22 protein-coding genes and 1 pseudogene are annotated in these 19,643 nt (G+C 38.5%); 11 read left to right on the top strand and 12 right to left on the bottom strand.

All coding sequences use genetic code 11. The annotated features are described in order from the left end of the window. Positions 1 to 162: 162 nt before the first annotated feature. Positions 163 to 5,460 carry a collagen binding domain-containing protein gene (locus AB9L17_RS02780; RefSeq protein WP_375200028.1) on the bottom strand — a complete coding sequence of 1,766 codons (5,298 nt, stop codon included), beginning with the start codon at positions 5,458 to 5,460 and terminating at the stop codon, positions 163 to 165. 501 nt (positions 5,461 to 5,961) lie between these two features. Further along, positions 5,962 to 7,335, bottom strand: a complete 1,374-nt coding sequence (locus AB9L17_RS02775; RefSeq protein ID WP_254660171.1) for an HD domain-containing protein — start codon at positions 7,333 to 7,335, stop codon at positions 5,962 to 5,964. 109 nt (positions 7,336 to 7,444) lie between these two features. Here AB9L17_RS02775 and AB9L17_RS02770 point away from each other — a divergent pair, with 109 nt between their 5' ends. Genes AB9L17_RS02770 through AB9L17_RS02760 form a run of 3 tightly spaced genes read left to right on the top strand, consistent with a single transcriptional unit; the run spans position 7,445 to position 8,047 of the window. Then, positions 7,445 to 7,756: a hypothetical protein gene (locus AB9L17_RS02770; RefSeq protein WP_375200027.1), complete on the top strand. Its 312-nt coding sequence runs from the start codon at positions 7,445 to 7,447 to the stop codon at positions 7,754 to 7,756. After that, entirely contained in the window at positions 7,753 to 7,920 is a 168-nt protein-coding gene (locus AB9L17_RS02765) for a hypothetical protein (protein WP_375200026.1), read from the top strand. Before AB9L17_RS02770 ends, AB9L17_RS02765 begins: the two co-directional genes overlap by 4 nt. Next, positions 7,877 to 8,047, top strand: coding sequence for a hypothetical protein (locus AB9L17_RS02760; RefSeq protein WP_223557030.1), 171 nt, complete (start codon positions 7,877 to 7,879; stop codon positions 8,045 to 8,047). The genes AB9L17_RS02765 and AB9L17_RS02760 overlap by 44 nt, the downstream gene beginning before the upstream one ends. Positions 8,048 to 8,145: 98 nt before the next feature. On the opposite strand, the gene AB9L17_RS02755 is transcribed toward AB9L17_RS02760, so the two are convergent. Beyond that, the gene (locus AB9L17_RS02755; RefSeq protein WP_049667962.1) at positions 8,146 to 8,370 is read right to left on the bottom strand and encodes a DUF1450 domain-containing protein; all 225 of its coding nucleotides are present in this window, start codon (positions 8,368 to 8,370) and stop codon (positions 8,146 to 8,148) included. A 237-nt stretch (positions 8,371 to 8,607) separates the two neighbouring features. On the opposite strand from AB9L17_RS02755, the gene AB9L17_RS02750 reads away from it, so the two are divergent. Then, positions 8,608 to 9,258: an RsfA family transcriptional regulator gene (locus AB9L17_RS02750; protein ID WP_068985241.1), complete on the top strand. Its 651-nt coding sequence runs from the start codon at positions 8,608 to 8,610 to the stop codon at positions 9,256 to 9,258. A 31-nt stretch (positions 9,259 to 9,289) separates the two neighbouring features. On the opposite strand, the gene AB9L17_RS02745 is transcribed toward AB9L17_RS02750, so the two are convergent. Then, positions 9,290 to 10,126, bottom strand: coding sequence for a lipoate--protein ligase family protein (locus AB9L17_RS02745; RefSeq protein ID WP_068985240.1), 837 nt, complete (start codon positions 10,124 to 10,126; stop codon positions 9,290 to 9,292). Between the two features lie 157 nt (positions 10,127 to 10,283). Between AB9L17_RS02745 and hemQ the strand changes: the two genes are divergently transcribed. Then, positions 10,284 to 11,033, top strand: coding sequence for a hydrogen peroxide-dependent heme synthase (gene hemQ / locus AB9L17_RS02740; protein WP_068985239.1), 750 nt, complete (start codon positions 10,284 to 10,286; stop codon positions 11,031 to 11,033). Between the two features lie 56 nt (positions 11,034 to 11,089). On the opposite strand, the gene AB9L17_RS02735 is transcribed toward hemQ, so the two are convergent. Beyond that, positions 11,090 to 11,296 carry a hypothetical protein gene (locus AB9L17_RS02735; protein ID WP_375200025.1) on the bottom strand — a complete coding sequence of 69 codons (207 nt, stop codon included), beginning with the start codon at positions 11,294 to 11,296 and terminating at the stop codon, positions 11,090 to 11,092. 967 nt (positions 11,297 to 12,263) lie between these two features. Between AB9L17_RS02735 and AB9L17_RS02730 the strand changes: the two are divergent. After that, a pseudogene (locus AB9L17_RS02730) lies at positions 12,264 to 12,672 on the top strand (cell wall hydrolase). A 21-nt stretch (positions 12,673 to 12,693) separates the two neighbouring features. Next, positions 12,694 to 13,029 carry a spore coat protein GerQ gene (gene gerQ, locus AB9L17_RS02725; protein ID WP_083227044.1) on the top strand — a complete coding sequence of 112 codons (336 nt, stop codon included), beginning with the start codon at positions 12,694 to 12,696 and terminating at the stop codon, positions 13,027 to 13,029. 113 nt (positions 13,030 to 13,142) lie between these two features. On the opposite strand, the gene AB9L17_RS02720 is transcribed toward gerQ, so the two are convergent. The 6 genes from AB9L17_RS02720 to AB9L17_RS02695 all read right to left on the bottom strand — a co-directional run bounded on the left by AB9L17_RS02720 (position 13,143) and on the right by AB9L17_RS02695 (position 16,512). Further along, the gene (locus tag AB9L17_RS02720; protein ID WP_375200024.1) at positions 13,143 to 14,321 is read right to left on the bottom strand and encodes a M20 family metallopeptidase; all 1,179 of its coding nucleotides are present in this window, start codon (positions 14,319 to 14,321) and stop codon (positions 13,143 to 13,145) included. Between the two features lie 241 nt (positions 14,322 to 14,562). Then, complete coding sequence (locus AB9L17_RS02715; protein ID WP_068985236.1) at positions 14,563 to 14,943, bottom strand: DUF423 domain-containing protein; 381 nt, start codon at positions 14,941 to 14,943, stop codon at positions 14,563 to 14,565. A gap of 79 nt (positions 14,944 to 15,022) precedes the next feature. Beyond that, positions 15,023 to 15,268: a hypothetical protein gene (locus tag AB9L17_RS02710; RefSeq protein WP_375200023.1), complete on the bottom strand. Its 246-nt coding sequence runs from the start codon at positions 15,266 to 15,268 to the stop codon at positions 15,023 to 15,025. A gap of 47 nt (positions 15,269 to 15,315) precedes the next feature. After that, positions 15,316 to 15,582 carry a YwdI family protein gene (locus tag AB9L17_RS02705; RefSeq protein WP_068985234.1) on the bottom strand — a complete coding sequence of 89 codons (267 nt, stop codon included), beginning with the start codon at positions 15,580 to 15,582 and terminating at the stop codon, positions 15,316 to 15,318. Next, entirely contained in the window at positions 15,579 to 15,758 is a 180-nt protein-coding gene (locus AB9L17_RS02700) for a uracil-DNA glycosylase (protein WP_068985233.1), read from the bottom strand. Before AB9L17_RS02700 ends, AB9L17_RS02705 begins: the two co-directional genes overlap by 4 nt. A 76-nt stretch (positions 15,759 to 15,834) precedes the next feature. Then, positions 15,835 to 16,512: a uracil-DNA glycosylase gene (locus AB9L17_RS02695; RefSeq protein ID WP_068985232.1), complete on the bottom strand. Its 678-nt coding sequence runs from the start codon at positions 16,510 to 16,512 to the stop codon at positions 15,835 to 15,837. Positions 16,513 to 16,635: 123 nt separating this feature from the next. Between AB9L17_RS02695 and AB9L17_RS02690 the strand changes: the two genes are divergently transcribed. Together AB9L17_RS02690 and thiD are read left to right on the top strand one after the other, a co-directional pair. Then, positions 16,636 to 16,833 carry a hypothetical protein gene (locus AB9L17_RS02690; RefSeq protein WP_139114441.1) on the top strand — a complete coding sequence of 66 codons (198 nt, stop codon included), beginning with the start codon at positions 16,636 to 16,638 and terminating at the stop codon, positions 16,831 to 16,833. Between the two features lie 43 nt (positions 16,834 to 16,876). Continuing rightward, entirely contained in the window at positions 16,877 to 17,707 is an 831-nt protein-coding gene (thiD, locus tag AB9L17_RS02685; protein WP_068985231.1) for a bifunctional hydroxymethylpyrimidine kinase/phosphomethylpyrimidine kinase, read from the top strand. Positions 17,708 to 17,775: 68 nt separating this feature from the next. Here the strand turns inward: thiD and AB9L17_RS02680 are convergent, their stop codons facing one another. Next, entirely contained in the window at positions 17,776 to 18,267 is a 492-nt protein-coding gene (locus AB9L17_RS02680) for an acyl-CoA thioesterase (protein ID WP_223554542.1), read from the bottom strand. Between the two features lie 227 nt (positions 18,268 to 18,494). On the opposite strand from AB9L17_RS02680, the gene AB9L17_RS02675 reads away from it, so the two are divergent. Both AB9L17_RS02675 and AB9L17_RS02670 read left to right on the top strand, forming a co-directional pair. Next, positions 18,495 to 18,776 (top strand): hypothetical protein, encoded by a 282-nt coding sequence (locus AB9L17_RS02675; RefSeq protein ID WP_068985229.1) that lies wholly within the window; start codon positions 18,495 to 18,497, stop codon positions 18,774 to 18,776. 505 nt (positions 18,777 to 19,281) lie between these two features. Then, positions 19,282 to 19,632: a YojF family protein gene (locus AB9L17_RS02670; RefSeq protein ID WP_053484519.1), complete on the top strand. Its 351-nt coding sequence runs from the start codon at positions 19,282 to 19,284 to the stop codon at positions 19,630 to 19,632. Positions 19,633 to 19,643 lie beyond the last annotated feature (11 nt).

Raw genomic sequence — 19,643 nt, 5'->3', positions numbered from 1 at the left:
TCCGTTCTGACTTTAACTTATTTATTGGTAATTGTAAAATGTATAATCCTTTAATAAATCATAAAAAATAAAAAAGCACATTACTAAACTTTTCGTTTTTAGTAACGTGCTTTTTATTGAATGTGTAACATTTTATTAAATCTTGGGGTTTCTTATTGAATATTATTTCACTTCCGTATTGCGACGACGCAATACGAACAATGCACCTAGAACAAGAGCTACACCAATTAGTGTAAGAGCTGTTTGGTTTGCTCCATTTGTTTGCGGCAGTTTGCCTGTCGCTTTTAATTGAGCTTCCATTTGTTCAGCATCTGCTTTGATTTTGTCAATATCAAGAGATTTTGCTACTTCTTCCTGTTCCTCTTTAGATAAATTGTTGTAATTATCGAGGAAATCCTTATACGAATCTAGTGTGTCTTTATCCGCTGTAGAAGGATTGTATGGTGGTAAGTTTTTACCTTGATCAATGATATCTGTTACAGATGGTTTAGATGTTTCAGGTTTTCCAGGATTTGTTGGATTTTTTGTATCTGTTGTTGGATTACCTGGATTTTTTGGATCAACCGGCTTCTCTGGATCTGGATTCGGCTTGTTTGGATCAACTGGCTTCTCCGGATCTGGATTTGGTTTGTTTGGATCAACCGGCTTTTCCGGATCTGGATTTGGCTTGTTTGGATCGACTGGCTTCTCCGGATCTGGATTTGGTTTGTTTGGATCAACTGGCTTTTCTGGATCTGGATTTGGCTTGTTTGGATCAACTGGTTTTTCCGGATCAGGATTTGGCTTGTTTGGATCAACTGGTTTTTCTGGATCAGGAGTCCAGCCACCGCCGCCTCCACCGCCATTGCCTCCACCGTTTCCACCTGTTGATGAAGGTTTTACTATAGCAGAACATGTATCTTTTACTGTGAATGAGCCAATTAAACGACTTCCTTCATATACATAGTACGTACCTTGCTTAATAGCTTCGTTTGGCAATACAACCGTTCCAGCAACACTAGTTGTCAGAACTTCACTATTGTCTACACCTTTAACGATATTACCATTAGCATCTTTTACTGTTATCTTTGCATTCGCATTTGGCGTTCCAAACTCAGTTTGTACAGTTAATGTAAACGCAGGACATGCAGGCGCTGCTGATATTTCTGCTTCACAATTAACTGAATATTTAACTGTTATTTGACCAATGAATAGATCACCTTGATATACATTGTACACACCTGAAGGAATGTTTTCAGATGGAATAGTAATTTGACCTAATTCATTTGTCGTCTTATTTGTAGCAATAATTGCTCCTGTTGTATCTTTGATCGTGATGTTGTCAACATTAGGACGTACTTTGCCATTTTCATCTTTTACAGTTAGTGTAAATTGTGGACATGAAGGCGCTGGTTGAACTGTTATTTTACACTCGATATTGTTTTGGAAGTTACCAATTTCTTTGCCATCTACTATAACTGTATAAATACCTGATTCTAAATCAGTTAATTCAATAACACCTGTCGTAGTTGTTGTGTTAATAATTTCTTTACCGCTAGCATCTTTAACAACTATTTTTGTCTTACCATCAGTAATATTATTACCATCAACATCTTTTACAGTTAATTCGAACTTCTCGCACTTTGGTACTTCTTTAACGATAAATTCATGCCCACAGTCTTCTGTGTACGTTAAAGTTACTGTCCCTAAGAACTGGTTACCTTCGTACACCAGATACTCACCTGGCTTCACGCCATTAGTAGGATTATTTTTGTTTGATTCAAAAATAAACTTCCCTGACGCATCAGGTGATGCCTTTACTTCTGTAGTACCTGATTTTAATGTTAACTCTTTAATATTTGTACGGATATTTCCTTTTGAATCTTCAACCGCGATTGTAAAGTTTTCGCACTTAGGTGTTGGTTGGATATTCTCATGACATTTGTCACTGTACTCAACTGTAATCGTCTTTAACGGCACACCATCATAAACAACATCGTACTGACCTGCTTTAACTTGGTCTGGTGTAAAAGTAACTTTACCGTTTTCAATTTTATGATCTTCGGATAATCCTGTTGCTTTACTTACTAATGTTACTGTTCCGTTATTAACTAATTTACCGTCAATATCATATACTGTTAATTCAAATCGATCACATTTCAAGGAGCTTTCTGGTTTATTAGCGATTTCAACAATTTGTTTACCTGCAAATGTACCTGTTGTTGCTTTTTTATTGCGATCTAATGTAAAGCTTACATCCGGATTTTCAAAACCAGGAACTTTTGTTTCTTTTACTGTATATTTACCTTCAGCTAATTTTAATCCGAAATCTAATACACCGTCTTTACCTGTTTTAGCGCTAATTAATGGTTTATCACCTGTATATTCACTGTATAAAGTAAACTCAACATCTTTCATTGCTTCGCCTGTTGCAGCATTCGTTTTTACAATAACGAATGGTACTTTAACTGTTGAAGCTTGGTTACCATATTTAAAATCAACAATTGACCAGCTATCTTTTCCACTTGTTTGACCGCTACCTTGATAGCTTACTTCTACTTCATTTTTTGCATCAGAGCCTGAAAGACCTGTAAATACTGTTTCGTATTCTACGTAGTAAGCACCAGTTACATTACCTAAATCAAGAGTGAACGTACCATTTTTCATATCTACATTTAATGTATACTCACTTGGAGCTAAAAGTTTCTTATCTTCAGCTGGATTACTTGGAGTTTTTCCAGACAATGCAACTTTATATACTTTAAATGTATCTTCTAGAATCATTTGTTCTGGGTTACCCTCAGCATCTTTACCAACTGTGTCGGTAATGACTACATTGTTTAATATAGATTGTGCGTAGTTAAATTCAAAATCCCACTTAGCTACTGCAGAACCTTGTTGTGCTTGTTTACCCTTTTTGTTTAAAATTTTGTCTGTATGACTTACATCAACCGTTTCTGTCCATGATGCATTTTTACCCGCTTCACTTGTCAATGTAGCTGTGTTTGTAATACTTACTGGGTTACCATGCGGGAAAATGCTATCTGCATCTACTGATTCATAAGTCACTTTATAAGGGCTATCAATATCCCCTAATTCAAGCTTAATTTCATTCTGTTTACCTGAGGTGTTTTCAATTGTGGATGGTTCTCCTACCTTTTCGAAATCACCACTTGCATTTAGTTTACCTTTTTGCACAACAATATTTTGCACTTTTTGTGTATCTGGTAATTTATCTTCGAATACCGCATTTTTTAAATCATTGTAGTTAAAGTTTAACTCAACATCCCAGTGGAAGGTTTTTGTTGCGTAATTATAATAACCCTCTTTTTTACCGTTTGCTTTTTGTTCAGAGTGGATATTTTGTTCATCCCAATCAGATGAAACATTTGATAAAGCACTATTTTCCATTTGTACTTCATTTCGATATTGAATTGTATTTTCTCCAACATGTCGAATATCGTAATCTGTATCGTACGTAATTTCGATAAGTTTATTTGTTGCATTTTTTAAAGTAATTTCAAAACCAGTTTTATCGTTTTTATTAGTTAACGTGTAATCTGTACCTTTAACTAATGTGGTATTACCTACTTTTATCTCTAAACTATCTTCTTTTAAAGTTAGGTTTTTATCTGTAAAAGTATCAGTAAACACAGTACCAGCATCTAAGTTATAGCCCGCTTGGTTCGCCACAATTTTCCATGACATCGTTTTATTATGATAATCAATACCATTTTTGGATTTATGCAGTAATAATCCTGTTTTACTATAAGTTGTACTGTCTTGAACTGACGTTGTCATATCGCTACGCGTTACTGTATTTGTTACTGTATAGTCTTTCGTAGGGAAAACATCAGCTTTTGGCTTTGTTTTGTATTTGATTACATATGGTTTTGTTACATCAGCATCAAATGATAATTTAAAACCGTTACTAACTTTAGTATCTACATCAGCAGGAATATCAGCAGGAGTAGTACCATCTGCCATAAACACCTGCACATCCCCATCTAATTCTTGAGTGTCTGACCACACATCAGTCAGTACTGCATTTTTAGATGATATGTTGCGCTTATTGAAGTTGTAATTAATCGTCCAATATGTTGCTAAATCATTATAAGTAGGACCTTCATGTGTTTTTGCTAATGGATCACCAAAGTTTACAGTTACTGATTGAGGAGAGGATTCCCCATTATAAGTAGCCTCATTTTTAAAGTTTGCACTTTTAACGTTACCTGGGTCACCAACTTCTGTTTGATACGTAATGCGGTAAGCCGTATACTTTTCATTTGGCAATGAAATTGTCATTCGGTCTTTATTATTATCATCTTTATCAAAAATTGGTTTCGCCTGCATAATGTCAGTAGAGTCTGTTACAGTGCCATCAGGGAATACATTTAACTTTGTGATTTTTACAGAATCTTGCTTAAATGTATGTGCACCTTCTATTAGTGTATCAACAAAATCTGTAGTACCTGACGCTTCATTAACGCCTAAATTTGTATTAACATCTACTGTCCACTTAATAAACTTGCTGTTTAGCGCACTACTATCTGCTTCACCTGATTTAGTAACAGGTGTACCACTATTCGAAGGTTGGAAGTTCAGCTTGATGTTTTCAGTGCCTGGTAAACTAATTGTTTCTTCCCAATTCGTATTACCATTTAAAAAATTTGCCTCTACCATAAAGAATGCTTCTGGCTCAAGGGCTACACCCGTTCCTAAATCATCTCGTAACTCATCGTTGAATGTAATTACGATGTCATTTCCATTTTTCGAAATTGTACCGACCTCACCATAAGCTGTTCCATTCGGGAATGTGATATCTTCAAAAATAGCTGGTAAAGTGTACGTTAATGTTGTACCCGGACCATAATTATGTCCCGCTGCTAGTTCTAAATGGAATTTAAACTCTGCAGATTGTCCATTAGTAACTTTAATACTGTCACTTGGATTAACCTTTTTTCCATCCACAGTAAACTCAACATTTTTAATCACATCAACAGGCATAGTTGAATCATACTTTGGTGGTGTAGTTTCGTCCGGCATATCTCCACTTGGGTCTTTTACTTCATTGCCAGAATCAGGGTTAGTTCCTTCCTCTTTTCCTGCTTCAGCGGGTGGTGCGACCTCGTCCGTGGAACCAGTCTCATTATCTCCTCCAGTTTCAGCCGGTGGCGTTACAGGTGGTACGGCCTCTCCCGTAGAATCAGTATCAGCATCTTCTCCAGTTTCAGCTGGTGGTGTTACAGGTGGTATGACCTCTCCCGTAGAACTGGTATCAGCATCTCCTCCCGTTTCAACTGGTGGTGTTACAGGTGGTACGACCTCTCCCGTAGAACCCGTACTAGTCCCAGTATCTGTTCCAGTTTCAACTGCAGGTAGTTCGCCCTCTGCCGCAAACACTGAAATCGGTGATAGTACGGTTTGGAATACGAGCAGCAATAAGATAATTGCTATGTTTAATTGTTTAAGTTTCTTCATGTTTCTCTCCTTTTCTAAGTTCAGAGAGATACCTGTTGGTGTTTGTTGACGACGTTGCATCCTTTCTTCATGTTGGAAGGTATGCCACAAACAATAGGTTGGTCCCTCTTTCCTTCAATTCACTTGTCGCCATAACTGAATACATTCTTATAAGTACTTCACTGCATAGGCAATCATGATGACTTATGAATGTGTGATGTACAAATTTATATGTATCCATGCTACTTTTGTGACACCTATAATAATAGGCCTCACCCCCTTTAGGGTTTTCGACTCATTATAAGGAAGACTACTGAACAAATTCTAAACAATTCCGGACTTTCTATTTACATTATTCAAAAAATTTCTATATATTTTCCATTTTATTTATCTTTATACAACAAAAAAAACAGTAAAAGATTACTCTCAATGAGTACTTTTACTGTTTTTTCATTATCAATATGTTGGTATCCTATTAAACTGCTCTCGTTTAACATACATGATTTATACATTAAATTTTTTTTATTTTTTTTCCTGTTTTCGCAGTAAAGCTAATATTTGTGTCTTCACAACGGAATGGGTACTGTTGTCCTCTAAGAAATCAAGTGGGAAATATACTTTATGATCCCGCTTCATGCGCCCAGAAATAGAATCCACAATAATCGATTCACGAGAAAGTTCTCGTAGCTCTCCATTTTTCATTTCTAAGAAAATAGGAACGCGTACTTCTTCCTCTCCTGGTCGATAAAAATCATAAGGTAGATCTGCCGTCGTATCATGGACAAGATAGTATTCTGGATTTAAATCGGCTTGCTTAAAGAGCTCTTGTAGTTTTTGATATTTGTCTAGCTCGACACCTGGATCTAAATCGATGTACTGAAATAGCTTTCGATTGACAAAGCGGCGACTCAAGTCACTTAATATAGCATCTTCCTCTTGCATCCAAAGTTGAAAATATGTAAAAAGAATACTCTCATCTAATGCAAGATAATCTTCCAGCTGAATGGAGTTGCGGAAAAATGCTAAAAAGTGTGTAGGCTCGTGCTTAAATTTGTAGCCCGCCAAGCTTAATTGCTTAGCGCGTTTTAAAATATTATTTAAAACAACCTCTGCACTGCGAGACACTGGATGGAAATAAATTTGTAAGTACATTTGATAGCGGCTCATAATGTAATCCTCTACCGCGTGCATGCCTGTCGCCTTAATAACAACCTGATTTTTTCGCGGACGCATTACTCTTAAGATCCGTTCCATATCAAAATGACCATAGCTTACGCCAGTGAAATACGCATCACGTTGTAGGTAATCCATACGATCAGCATCGATTTGACTCGATATTAAACTGACGACCTGCTTATTCGGATATGTTTTTTCAATTACCTGTGATACTTTCTCAGGGAAATCAGTCGATACTTTTTTTAATACTGCATTCACTTCTGTATCACCGAGCAGAATTTGTCTTGTATAAAATTCATGATCAAGTTCAAAGACATTTTCAAAAGCATGCGAAAATGGCCCGTGCCCTAAATCGTGTAGTAGGGCTGCACAAAGCACAAGTAGTCGTTCATCTTCATCCCATTCAGGACGCCCAGCAAAAATATCATCTACTATGCGACGTACAATTTCGTAAACGCCAAGTGAGTGACTAAAGCGGCTATGCTCGGCTCCATGGAATACTAAAAACGTTGTACCTAGCTGGCGAATTCGACGTAATCGCTGGAATTCTTTCGTCCCAACTAAATCCCAAATCACTTGATCCCGTACATGCACATAGCGATGCACCGGGTCCTTGAATACTTTTTCCTCTTGCAATTTAGCTTTTGCATAATGTGTCAATTGTACAGCACCCCCGTTTCCTATTTGTTCTATTATATGCGATAAATGCAGGACTAGCATACATATTTCCCTTTAATTATAGAGACTATCAACCTAACTCACTGTATTCTCGTCTTAATTTAGGATTCTATTGACCTAATTCCCTTGCGACGGATGGCTTTCCGTCGCTTTGTTGGTTCTATCCGTCGCTTTGACTCTTCTTTCCGTCACCTCGATGGCTTTCCGTCGCTCTGACTCTTCTTTCCGTCACTTCGATGGTTCTATCCGTCGCTTTGGCTCTTCTTTCCGTCCACCTCGATGGCTTTACGTCGCTTTGACTCTTCTTTCCGTCACTTCGATGGTTCTATCCGTCGCTTTGGCTCTTCTTTCCGTCACCTCGATGGCTTTCCGTCGCTTTGACTCTTCTTTCCGTCACTTCGATGGTTCTATCCGTCGCTTTGGCTCTTCTTTCCGTCACCTCGATGGCTTTCCGTCGCTTTGACTCTTCTTTCCGTCACTTCGATGGTTCTATCCGTCGCTTTGGCTCTTCTTTCCGTCACCTCGATGGCTTTCCGTCGCTCTGACTTTTCTTTCCGTCACTCCGATGGTTCTATCCGTCGCTTTGGCCCTTTCTTCCGTCACTTCGATGGCTATCCGTCGCTCTGACTCTTCTTTCCATCACTCCGAGGATTCTATCCGTCGCTCTGACTCTTCTTTCCGTCACTCCGCCGATTCTATCCGTCTCTTTGACTACTCTATCCTTCACTTCGAAAGGTTCTATCCGTCGCTCTGACTCTTCTTTCCATCTCTTTACCTCTTCTATCTTTAATATTAAATACGCACAGAAAACAAAAACTATCTTCAACTAGTGAAGATAGCGTTTTGTTTTACTTATTTCTTTAACTTTGCTAAAACCTTTTCCATTAGTTCTTCTTCCGTTAATGCAGCAACAGGGCGACTATTTACGAAGGTAAATGTTTTTTTACGTCCTGGACCACAATAAGAATGACAGCCAATTTCGATGGTTGCATCAGGATCGATTTCCTTTAATTTTGGAATTAACGTTTTTAAGTTAACGGCCTGACATTCATCGCAAACTTTAAATTCGTTTGCCATTTTGTCAACAACCCTTTCTATATAGTATTTTTTCAATCAAAAAACCGCTCTATTGAACGTATGACCTTCACATATTTAAGTATGTAGCATACGCACAAACCTACATCGGGTATTGTATCGCATTTTTCACCTTGTATTCAAGCATAATTCCTTCCACATAGATGAATAAAAGGTTAAAAGATTGGTCATGCTAGTTATAAATAAATAAGTTCCAAATAAAGGTGGGAGGATTTTACTATGAGTAAAGTAAGACAAGATGCTTGGTTAGAAGAAAATGATGAATTATTAGCAGAGGCGGTTATTCGCCATGTAACGGAAGGAAGTACGCAGTTAAACGCCTTCGAAGAAGCTGGCGATGCTTTGAACCGTACTGCCGCAGCCTGTGGTTTTCGTTGGAATGCTGTTGTTCGCAAAGAGTATGAGGAGCAATTAGCAGATGCGAAAAAAGAAAGAAAAGAGAGAATGCGAGTGTTGGGCGCTCCAGCAAGACGACGTACTACTAGTATGTTTACAGTAAATAATAGTGGCGCAGAGGGTAAATCAATTCCTCTTTCTGCATTATCTCTTGATATTGTCATAGCCTATTTACTACGTTTGCAACACTCTGGTGAGATAGGTAATGAGTCTACAAAATGGAGACAGCTTGTACACGTAACCTCTGAGAAAAATAAAAAACTAGAGAAGACCATTACGCAGCTAGAAGAGGAAAATAGATCTATTCGAAAAGATTACGAGCAATTTGTACAAATTATGAACCGTGCTAGACGACTAGTAACACTAGATGAAGAGGAAGAACGAATTGCACCTGTCTTCAAAATGGAGAAAAACGGAAATCTTGTTGTAAGTAGTTCTGCTTATCAACAAGAAAATGGCGATGCGCTTAGTTAGCAGCATCGCTTTTTTCTTTGGTCGTTGTAATCTATTTTTTCGGTTCGAGCATTCTCGTATTGCGTTCTAAAACACGTTGTAAATAGAATGCGTATGACGTCAGTTCTTCGTCACCAAAAGACTCAAAACGAATTTCTTCAGCCATATTGTGAAGAAGCTGCTGTAAACGAATCACAACATCTTCCACTGTTAATGATACATCAATAAGTTCGGATAGCGACGCCATCACATCAGGGACAATGTTAGGGTACGTAAATTTGGTTTCCTCTCCCTTTAGACTTTCCTCATAAAAGTCACGAATGAGTGCAGCTCGATCTGAACCGCTACCTTCAATACATAAATAAATTTGCACGGCTACTCCTTGGCGTAAACGTCTCTGAGAAATACCAGCAAATTTCTTTCCTTCAATACTTAAATCATAGGAGCCCGGGCAATAGGAACCTACAATCTCATAGGCTTCAATTTGATCCGCTACTTCAGGGAATAATCCCTTTACTAAATCCACCATTACATCATAGCCATCATCAATGCTTAGCGTTTCCGTTTGTTCAGATAAAACAACAGAAATATTCAGTACACCTTCATCAAGGACAACTGCTAATCCGCCTGAATTGCGCACTATAGGATGATAACCACGTGTTTTAAGCAAGTCCATCCCCTCCTGCACATATGGTAAACGGTGATCCTGAATACCAAGCACAACAGATGCATCATGCACCCAAGTACGAATAGTTGGCGGAGAGGCTAATTGTCCAACTAGCTGACATAATGTATCATCTGTTGCAAAGGATTCAAGTGGCGATCTTTGCTTTGCGCTAATGGATTGATCGTAAAAACGCCAAATCGGCTGTTGTAAAATACTTTTCATTATTGGTGCTCCTCTATTTACATCTCTTCTCTTTAGCATACATTATCTATGGAAGGTGTCAAATTCGTGAAATGCAATCATGAACTTAGGGATTTTGTACAAACTATGATAAACTAAAATTCAAATGGTATTCACTTATGAAGGAGTGTTTTAAATAATGAATGAAGCAGCAATTACTTTAGATGGTTGGTACGCTTTACATGATTTCCGCTCAATCGACTGGGCTTCATGGAAACTAGTTTCTGCTGAAGAACGTCAAGCAGCAGTAGAAGAATTCATTGCTTATTTAGAAAAATTAAACGAGGCTGATATCGCTAAAACTGGTGCTCATGCTTTTTACGCAATCGTTGGTCAAAAAGCTGACTTTATGATTATGACATTACGTGAAACAATGGATGAGCTACAAGAGCTTGAAGCTGAATTTAATAAATTAGCAATTGCTGATTTTACTATCCCTACATATTCATATGTATCTGTTGTAGAGCTTTCCAACTATTTAGCTGGCGACTCAGACGAAGACCCATACCAAAATCCACATGTGCGTGCTCGTCTATATCCTGAACTTCCACGTGCTAAGCATGTATGCTTCTATCCAATGGATAAGCGTCGTCAAGGCAATGATAACTGGTATATGCTTTCAATGGACGACCGCAAATCTCTAATGCGTTCTCACGGTATGATTGGTCGTGGCTATGCTGGTAAAGTTAAACAAATTATTACTGGTTCTGTTGGCTTTGACGATCACGAATGGGGCGTAACATTATTTGCCGATGACGTATTACAATTCAAAAAATTAGTATATGAAATGCGTTTCGATGAAGTTTCAGCTCGCTACGGTGAGTTTGGTGCATTCTTCGTTGGTAACCTTCTTGATAACGAAAAACTAGCGAAATTCTTAACTGTTTAATCGAAAACGGTTTTAAATATAAAAAATGCGAGTCCTGACTAACGGGCTCGCATTTTTTATAATTCGTTTTCTTCGCTGTTCTCTGATTCCAATATTAAAATAATTGTATGAATAAAAAAACCAGTTAGAATCATAAGGAAAACTAAATACCAATTATATGGTTGATGATAGTATTCTGCTATACCAACGGCCATAAATGCACTTATGATAATTGCTACAAACATACCAAAAATACGCATTGTAACACTCCTTTTTAAAAGCAAAAAGTAATTTTCTACTTTAGTATGTCACAATTTATTTTCAATATACTTGCAAAACAAAATACTTCAGCTATATAATCATAAAAATTTAACAAAAAGAACGTTAGAAGGCCACCTCTTTCGCCCGAGGACTAACGCTTTCGTCTAGACGATGATTATGCGCTAGGTTATCCACCGGCAAAAAACCCCATAGTTTCCTTAACAATAAAAAAGCGTCACCCATTACGATGAACTTTCTTATTTTCATATGATTGTCTTGTACTTTAAGACTTTTCATCCTTAACTTTCAAAATTAATATAACGGTATTGATGAAAAAACCCACTACGATTATTAATATAAAGAGATACCAATGGAGTGGCTGTCCGTAAAAATCCCCTACCAAAAATGCCAACACAGCGCTCAACAAAATACCTACCCACACACCAATCTCCATAATTTTTCACCTCACATGTAAAACCTGTCCCTCTTTACAGACTACTCATTATGGCTAATATATGCTTAGCAATTTTAAGATGTGAATTTCTTTCAATCAATTATGCCTCGGCATAATTGCGTCCTGAATCGGCTTTGTGCTCGCACAAAGAACTCCTTTCCGATTCCGTGACATCCGTCGGAGACTTTAGGCCAACACGATGTTGGTCACTCAGTCGTGTGTTGCTGTCGCTTCGCTTTCGCACAGATAAATTGCCACAGGACGTGGCGTTCTTAGACTGAGTTCCACTAGGTGTTTGGACACCCAGTGAAAAGGTAACTTAAACCCGCATTCATCTTACCACCTATAGAAGTGGAAGACTTCTGTACCTGTTGCTACGCTTTCGGTACAAAAGACATCTGTAGCTGACGCTTTGCTTTCGCTACAAAAGACATCTGTAGCTGACGCTTTGCTTTCGCTACCAAAACATGTGCTGAAAAAAGTTAAAATTGAACATGTCTACAATACCATCGTGCATATACTGTCTGCGAGGAGGAATAAAAATCGCCGTTATAAAGAGAAGGATACACAAACAGCCCTGCTCGTGAGGCTTATACGCGCTGAGGCAGAAGGCGACGGAGAATAGGTATGCTGATGGTCGGCACTGTTAGCGTCAATCGTGTACGAGCAGATTGTTTAGATTTTGGTGATATTCGGACGGTTTCGGCATCAAAGGGGGCTGTGAAGAGACAACAAAAGGCTATGGATCAGCGAGCACGTGATTAAGTCATTAGATTAGCAAATAGAGTTATCAAAGGAGAAGAGTTCCATCCAGCAACTCGTTCGCTATGGTTTTTCAGACCTGAAGAAGATTTTCCTGCATAATGGTACGGTCAGTGGAACATGGGAAGATATAAAGTGCATTGCTTTTTCTCGCCTACCGAAGAGGATTGTCCTCAAATCTAAAAGAAAGAAGGTTGATAACTTATGATGCCTTATTATTGGACACCAACAACGCAACAACCAATGACTCCTCCTCCAGCAACACTTCAAAACGGACGACCACCTGGACGTGAGGAATCCTATATTGAAAATATTTTGCGTTTGAATCGCGGAAAACCTGGTACGTTCCATTTTTCTTTCGAGCATGCCATTGAACAAGGTAAAAACACAAAAGTTGTGCGAGGTGTTGTAGAGGCTGCTGGTCGAGATCATGTTATTCTTCGTGAGCTCAAATCAAATCACCGTTTCCTATTCCCGATGATTTACTTTGATTTTGCTGAATATGATGAGGAAATGGTTTATTTTAATCAAAATCCGTAATATATTTCACACCGCTTCCCACGGGTAAGGGAAAAATTGGCATGTTAGGATACGTCCTAGCATGCCAATTTTTATTGTAAGTTCAAGCCATATAGAACGTTCATGGGAGCTTACTATTGATTTTCTTGTAAATACTGCAATGTTGCTTTTCCTAATGTTTTGGCTGCAATCAACATTGCACGTTCATCAAAGTCAAAGCGTGCATGATGATGAGGATATGCCACTTCCCACTCAGGCTTTTTGGCACCTGTGAAGAAAAATGTACCAGGTACATTCTCTAAATAATACGCAAAATCCTCACCGATCATAAATGGTGGACACGTTATTATATTTTCCACTCCTGGTACATCTGCTGCAAGCCGAGCAATAAATTCTGTTTCTTTCATATGATTGTAAACAGGGGGATAGCCTCTTGTATAACGATATTCATAACTTGCGCCAAAAGCTAGACAAGTGGCATTTAGTACAGCCTCAATCTCTTTCTCCATCTGTCTACGTACTTGCTCTTCAAAAGTACGCACTGTTCCCGCTAGCACAACTCGTTCAGCAATAACATTGAAAGGGTTAATCGCCTCAAAATGACCAATTGTTAAAACCGCTGATTTTAATGGATCAATGCGTCTAGATATAAGCTGCTGAGCATTGACAATAAACTGTGAAGCAAGAGCAACAGCATCAATAGAATGATGCGGCTCCGCACCATGGCCACCTTTACCTTGAATCATGATTTCCACTTTATCCGCAGCAGCCATAATTGCCCCATCTCTAACCAAAATATCGCCCAATGGTGTTGGTGCCCATAAATGTGTACCGAAAATAACGTCTACCCCGTCTAGACAGCCATCTTCAATCATCAGCTTTGCTCCGCCTGGTGCAATTTCTTCCGCATGCTGATGGATAAATACTACATTACCTACAAGATCATCCTTCATTGCATTGAGTGCCTTAGCCAGCCCAAGTAAAGTCGCAGTATGACCATCGTGTCCACATGCATGCATTTTACCATCAATTTTTGACTTATAAGGAACATCATTTTCTTCCTGTATCGCTAACGCATCAAAATCAGCTCGCAATGCTACTGTTTTTCCTGGTTTCCCACCATGTAATGTTGCAACCACCCCACGCTTTCCTACATGCTCACGAACTTCATGTCCTAAAGCACGATGAAAAGCAGCTACATAAGCTGGTGTTTCTACTTCCTCAAAGGATAATTCAGGATATTCATGTAGATGACGACGAATCGCAACCATTTCATCATAGTTATTATCTAGTAATGTATATAGCTTCTCCATATCACTAAACCTCTCTTTCTATTTGTCGAACTCTTCTGGTAATAACAGTGTACTATAAATTCTTACAATAACAATAGGAATTAAAACTATTATTCTCTAGAAATTATATTGTGGAGAAGCTGTATAAATTCTTTTTATGTCCGAGCTTTTTTCATATTGGAGCATTGTCCTAGCTGCTGCAATTACCAACAAAAAACTCCCTCACACATTACGGCGAAGGAGTACGTTCAACTAAATTTTATTAGCGAGTATGTTTAATGGCAGACACGATGATTAAAATCCATCCAACTAAAAATAGTACTCCACCAATTGGTGTGACTGCCCCTAAGATTTTAATGCCGCTGATTGCCAGTACATATAAGCTTCCTGAAAAGAAGACAATACCGAGGTTGAAAAAGATTCCAGCTAAATTTAACTTCTTTACCTCTCCAAGTAATTTAGGGCTCATCAATAAGCCAATGACTAGTAAAGCCGTGGCATGAAACATTTGGTACTGAACAGCTGTTTCCCAAACCCCACGCCCATAATCGTCTAGAACTTCTTTTAAAGCATGTGCACCGAATGCACCGAATGCCACTGCCAAAAAGCCGTGGAGTGCACCTGTCACAATAAATTTTTTCATGTCATTTCTCCTACCTTTAATCAATTTCGCCTTGGTGTAATTGCGTCCGGAGGCTTTGGGCCAACGTGATGTTGGTCACTTATTCGTGTGTTGTTGTTGTTGTTGCTGTCGCTTCGCTTTCGCACAGATAAAACCTTGTTGCTGTCGCTTCGCTTTCGCACAGATAAAACCTTGTTGCTGTCGCTTCGCTTTCGCACAGATAAAACCTTGTTGCTGTCGCTTCGCTTTCGCACAGATAAATTGCAACAAGACGTGGCGTTCTTAGACTGAGTTCCCCTATTTCAGTAGGCGTTGGGCACCTACTGAAAAGGAACCACATCCTCATTCATCTAGCCACCTTCAGAGGTGAAAGTCTTCGCTGAATGAAGATAATTAAAAGTCAAAAATTGAATCGCCATTTGCCCCGTCTTCTTCTTCAATTTTTGCTGTGTATAAACTTGATTGCTTCGGCTCTGATACTAGCATTTGTGGCAAATGTTTTGACTGCGCTTTTGAAATGCCGTCAGGTGAGTCTAATACCACATCACATAATGCTCGGATTGCTGTTAAAGCTTCGCGAATTTGCTGTTCGTTCCCAATATTTTTCACACCCGATAATTGTTTTTCAAGTTGTTGAATAACGGCTTGATAAGGAATCATTGCATTCTCCCACTTTCTGCTTTTGGCACAAATTTTAGACAGTCCGTGCCCGAGGATTGTTTAACAACAACGGATGGTATTTGCTTTGTTTTAAAGCCATATGCTACACAGGCCCGCGGCGTTTGTGGGTCCCATGTTACTTTAAAATATTGACATTTGAAACAATTTACCTTCATTGTTGCCCCTCACTTTCTTCTATTATTAACTGTAACATGAATCTATAAGTGTATAAAGTAAACGATTTGTGCCAATCTATGCTAGAGACCAATCAATTGGCTGCTCTCCCCATTGTACTAGCTGTGCATTTATTTTCGAATACGGTTTACTGCCAAAAAATCCTCGATAGGCACTAAGAGGACTTGGATGAGGTGCTTCTAAAATGACATGAGGTGTTGAATAATTACGGATTATTGATTTTTTCCGCTGTGCTGGTTTGCCCCAAAGTACAAAAATAATCGGTTTTTCTCTTGAGGCTAATTTATCAATAACAGCATCCGTAAATTGCTCCCATCCTTGTTCTTTATGAGAATGAGCCTGACCTGCTCGAACTGTTAATACTGTATTCAATAACATTACACCTTGCTGTGACCATTTTGTTAATGTACCGTTTTGAGGGATTGAACAACCAAGATCCTCCTGTAACTCTTGTAGCATATTTCGCAAGCTTGGTGGATGTTTGATTCCTGGCATGACCGAAAAACTTAATCCATGTGCTTGATTTGGTCCATGATATGGGTCTTGGCCTAAAATTACGACCTTTACATCATGATAAGCTGTTGTATTAAATGCATTCATGATGTCATTCATTGGTGGATAAATAGTTTGTGTTGAATATTCATGTGCTACAAATTGACGCAGCTCTTTATAGTAAGTTTTGTCTAATTCATCTGCAAGTATTGCTTGCCAATCATTCGAGAATACTTGATTCATCGTAATATTAACCCCTTTCTCTTCTTACAACGGTACAAAAAAATAATGTCGAATACAAGCATCAGATCAATTACGCCTCAGCATAATTGCGTTCTGAGGCTTTAGGCCAACACGGTGTTTTTTGTGCGAAAGCGCAGTGCTAACGTAGCGACAGCAAAAGGGTTTTGTCTGTGCGAAAGCGAAGCGTCAGCAGCAACACGTTGTTTTTTGTGCGAAAGCGAAGCGTCAGAGAATGGTTGGACACCTATCGAAGTTAAAACTGACCTTGTAAAAATATCTTATTCTGACTATTTTTACAGAATCAGAATAAGACTATACTAGATGGTAATTTTAAAACTTTTATCTATAAAGGAGATCTATCATCATGGCTCTTAAAAAAACTTTAACAATTGCTGGTTCCGATACATCAGGCGGCGCAGGTATGCAAGCTGATCTTAAAACATTCCAAGAGCACGGCACTTATGGCATGGTGGCGTTAACGGTTGTTGTAACAATGGAGCCAAATGGTTGGGCACATAATGTCACACCATTGCCAACAGAGCTTTTACAAAAGCAAATCAATACTGCTCTTTCAACAGGCATTGACGCAATAAAGACTGGTATGCTGTCAACGGAAGAAATCATTCGTATTGCTGGTGATGCCATCTCAAAATCCGGTACGCCAAATGTTGTCATTGACCCTGTAATGGTATGTAAAGGAGAAGATGAAGTATTGAACCCTGGTAACACAGATGCGATGATTCAACATCTTTTACCATTGGCTGCAGTGACAACACCAAACCTGTTTGAGGCTGGACAATTGGCTGGAACTGGAACTCCAAACACAATTGAAGAGATGAAAACGGCAGCTCGTAAAATTCACGAACTAGGTGCTAAAGCTATTGTGATTAAAGGCGGAAAAGCGTTAGCTACTGAAAAAGCAACCGACTTATTCTTCGACGGTGAAAAATTCTACTTATTAGAGTCTGATAAAGTCGCTTCTACTTATAACCATGGGGCTGGCTGTACATTTGCTGCTTCAGTGACAGCAAACCTTGCTAACGGACTTTCAGTGAAAGAAGCTGTTATCGAAGCGAAAGAATTCGTTTCAGCTGCAATCGCTCACGGTTGGGCATTAAATGACTATGTAGGACCAGTTATGCACGGTGCAAAATCTCGATTTGGCGCACCACAAGTAACAGTGACTGAAATCTAAACATAACAGGCATCTGATTAGCAAAACGATACTAATCAGATGCCTCTATTACATATAAGCGTTCTCCATCATTTCGATGAATAATCCCATGGATCATTCATCGAAATGAATTGAGCCAATGCCTTACTTTCCTTTTTACGCTCTGCACGGACCTTTGCTCGTTCAGATGCAGTTTCATGTAACTTTGTCTCCTCTACTGTTTCAGGAATGACGCGTGGAACTGGGGCTGGTTTATTATTATCATCTAATGCGACAAAGGTTAACAATGCTGTCGCTGCTACCTTGCGTTCCCCCGTTTTCAAATTTTCAGCAATGACCTTTACGAAAACCTCCATTGAAGACGTCCCTGTCCATGTTACATAAGATTCGAAGTATACAGAATCAGTCGGGCGAATTGGATGTAGGAAGTCGACCGAATCCGTTGAAGCTGTCACACAATCTCTACGACTATGCTTAGCAGCTGAGATTGAGGCTACCTGATCGATATCACCCATTAAGCGACCACCAAATAGTGTATTATGGTTATTAACATCATTCGGAAACACTCGACTTGTCCGCATAACCCTCGATTCTTTACAGTATTTAAAGTCCTTTTTCACATCAATTCCCCCTCGTAAAAACAACTGTTTTATTTCTACTATAATGCTCCATCTCCCCACGAAAATCAATTTAATTATTAGAAAATTACAAATAATTAACATAATTTTTCTCCCATTGCTAAAAGTATTGGACAAGATTCGCTACTACTTCATAAACCATATATTAGATTTATATGGGAGGGAGCAAAATGAAAAAGCAAAAACCTGAAGAATTAAAAGAAGAACGAGGATTACTTTCTGGAGAACTAACCGCTTCAAAAGTAGAAGTAATTTCATCAATTGTTTTAACGCTCGGTTATTCATTATCAACCCTCGCCACGATATTAGCATTCCAGGAGGAAGAGGAATTAGCACAAAAAAAATCTTCACAAGCACAGGATCAAAATCTACAATTTAAACAAATGTATAAACAACTACAGAATGTTAACAATCGCTTAGAATCCATAGAACGAAAGCTCAATCGATATTAAAAGCCGCGATTCTCCGTCATAAAAGAGAATCGCGGCTTTTTTACTATACTATGATAATGATCTTTCCGTCTTCTTCCCTTGTCACAGCTACACATCTCAATGTTAAAGGAACGTCATCTATTGTACCAAGATAGAATTCGTTATTACGTAGTTTAAAATTCCCTTTAACATTACATGCTGCCTAACTGTCAGTTTAGGAAGAAATCATGGTCGCAGTATCTTTTCATTTGTGAAACCGTATACAATACAAAATAACACGTTTTGTACAAGTTTGTTTTCACACTCATTATATTGATACATTACAATAATTTTTTCAAGAATATTGCTCGAAAAGTAGTCATTGGTTAAAATTAGGAACCGATTTATGAAAAATTTTAAATGAACAAGCCTTCGAAATTTATTTAGGAAATCTTAGTGATTATGTTGTGCTAAAGAGGCATTCAATTTCCCTTTGTGAATTTTTTTTACTATACTTAAAGGAGAAATAATCGAGAGGAGTGTTAAGGTGCAAGAAGTACAAGTAAAAACGTTGCAGGAATTATTAAATTCTTTCGCCAACAAAGACGTTTATATTCATCTTGAGACGACGAACGGTTCTTATGCAGCACATTTTGATGAGAAATTTTTTAATGCAGGTGCTTTTATTCGCAATGCCAAAATCAACTATGAGCTTGCTAAAGTGGTAGATGATTCACCCCATCGTGTCGGATTAAAAATGGCGCATGGCTGGGTTTATGCTCAAGGCATCACACATTTTGAATTAGATGATTTAGGCCGTTTATTAATGGCTGGACTAGACTACTCTGGTAAATTGGCGATAGCACTAGAAATTAGTGAAACGCCATTTACGTATTAAGGAGGACGACT

This window comes from Lysinibacillus sp. RS11 (assembly GCF_042019215.1).
Lineage (GTDB): Bacteria > Bacillota > Bacilli > Bacillales_A > Planococcaceae > Lysinibacillus > Lysinibacillus xylanilyticus_A.
This window is presented reverse-complemented; position numbering and strand designations above follow the sequence as displayed.

Excerpts from the sequence above, each read along its gene's own strand:
- AB9L17_RS02710 (WP_375200023.1), bottom strand. The coding sequence starts at position 15,268 with ATGAGGATGTGGTTCCTTTTCAGTAGGTGCCCAACGCCTACTGAAATA.
- AB9L17_RS02695 (WP_068985232.1), bottom strand. The coding sequence starts at position 16,512 with ATGAATCAAGTATTCTCGAATGATTGGCAAGCAATACTTGCAGATGAA.
- thiD (WP_068985231.1), top strand. The coding sequence starts at position 16,877 with ATGGCTCTTAAAAAAACTTTAACAATTGCTGGTTCCGATACATCAGGC.
- AB9L17_RS02680 (WP_223554542.1), bottom strand. The coding sequence starts at position 18,267 with ATGCGGACAAGTCGAGTGTTTCCGAATGATGTTAATAACCATAATACA.
- AB9L17_RS02705 (WP_068985234.1), bottom strand. The coding sequence starts at position 15,582 with ATGATTCCTTATCAAGCCGTTATTCAACAACTTGAAAAACAATTATCG.
- AB9L17_RS02750 (WP_068985241.1), top strand. The coding sequence starts at position 8,608 with ATGAGTAAAGTAAGACAAGATGCTTGGTTAGAAGAAAATGATGAATTA.
- hemQ (WP_068985239.1), top strand. The coding sequence starts at position 10,284 with ATGAATGAAGCAGCAATTACTTTAGATGGTTGGTACGCTTTACATGAT.
- AB9L17_RS02700 (WP_068985233.1), bottom strand. The coding sequence starts at position 15,758 with ATGAAGGTAAATTGTTTCAAATGTCAATATTTTAAAGTAACATGGGAC.
- AB9L17_RS02755 (WP_049667962.1), bottom strand. The coding sequence starts at position 8,370 with ATGGCAAACGAATTTAAAGTTTGCGATGAATGTCAGGCCGTTAACTTA.
- AB9L17_RS02720 (WP_375200024.1), bottom strand. The coding sequence starts at position 14,321 with ATGGAGAAGCTATATACATTACTAGATAATAACTATGATGAAATGGTT.
- gerQ (WP_083227044.1), top strand. The coding sequence starts at position 12,694 with ATGATGCCTTATTATTGGACACCAACAACGCAACAACCAATGACTCCT.
- AB9L17_RS02675 (WP_068985229.1), top strand. The coding sequence starts at position 18,495 with ATGAAAAAGCAAAAACCTGAAGAATTAAAAGAAGAACGAGGATTACTT.
- AB9L17_RS02780 (WP_375200028.1), bottom strand. The coding sequence starts at position 5,460 with ATGAAGAAACTTAAACAATTAAACATAGCAATTATCTTATTGCTGCTC.
- AB9L17_RS02775 (WP_254660171.1), bottom strand. The coding sequence starts at position 7,335 with ATGCTAGTCCTGCATTTATCGCATATAATAGAACAAATAGGAAACGGG.
- AB9L17_RS02715 (WP_068985236.1), bottom strand. The coding sequence starts at position 14,943 with ATGAAAAAATTTATTGTGACAGGTGCACTCCACGGCTTTTTGGCAGTG.
- AB9L17_RS02745 (WP_068985240.1), bottom strand. The coding sequence starts at position 10,126 with ATGAAAAGTATTTTACAACAGCCGATTTGGCGTTTTTACGATCAATCC.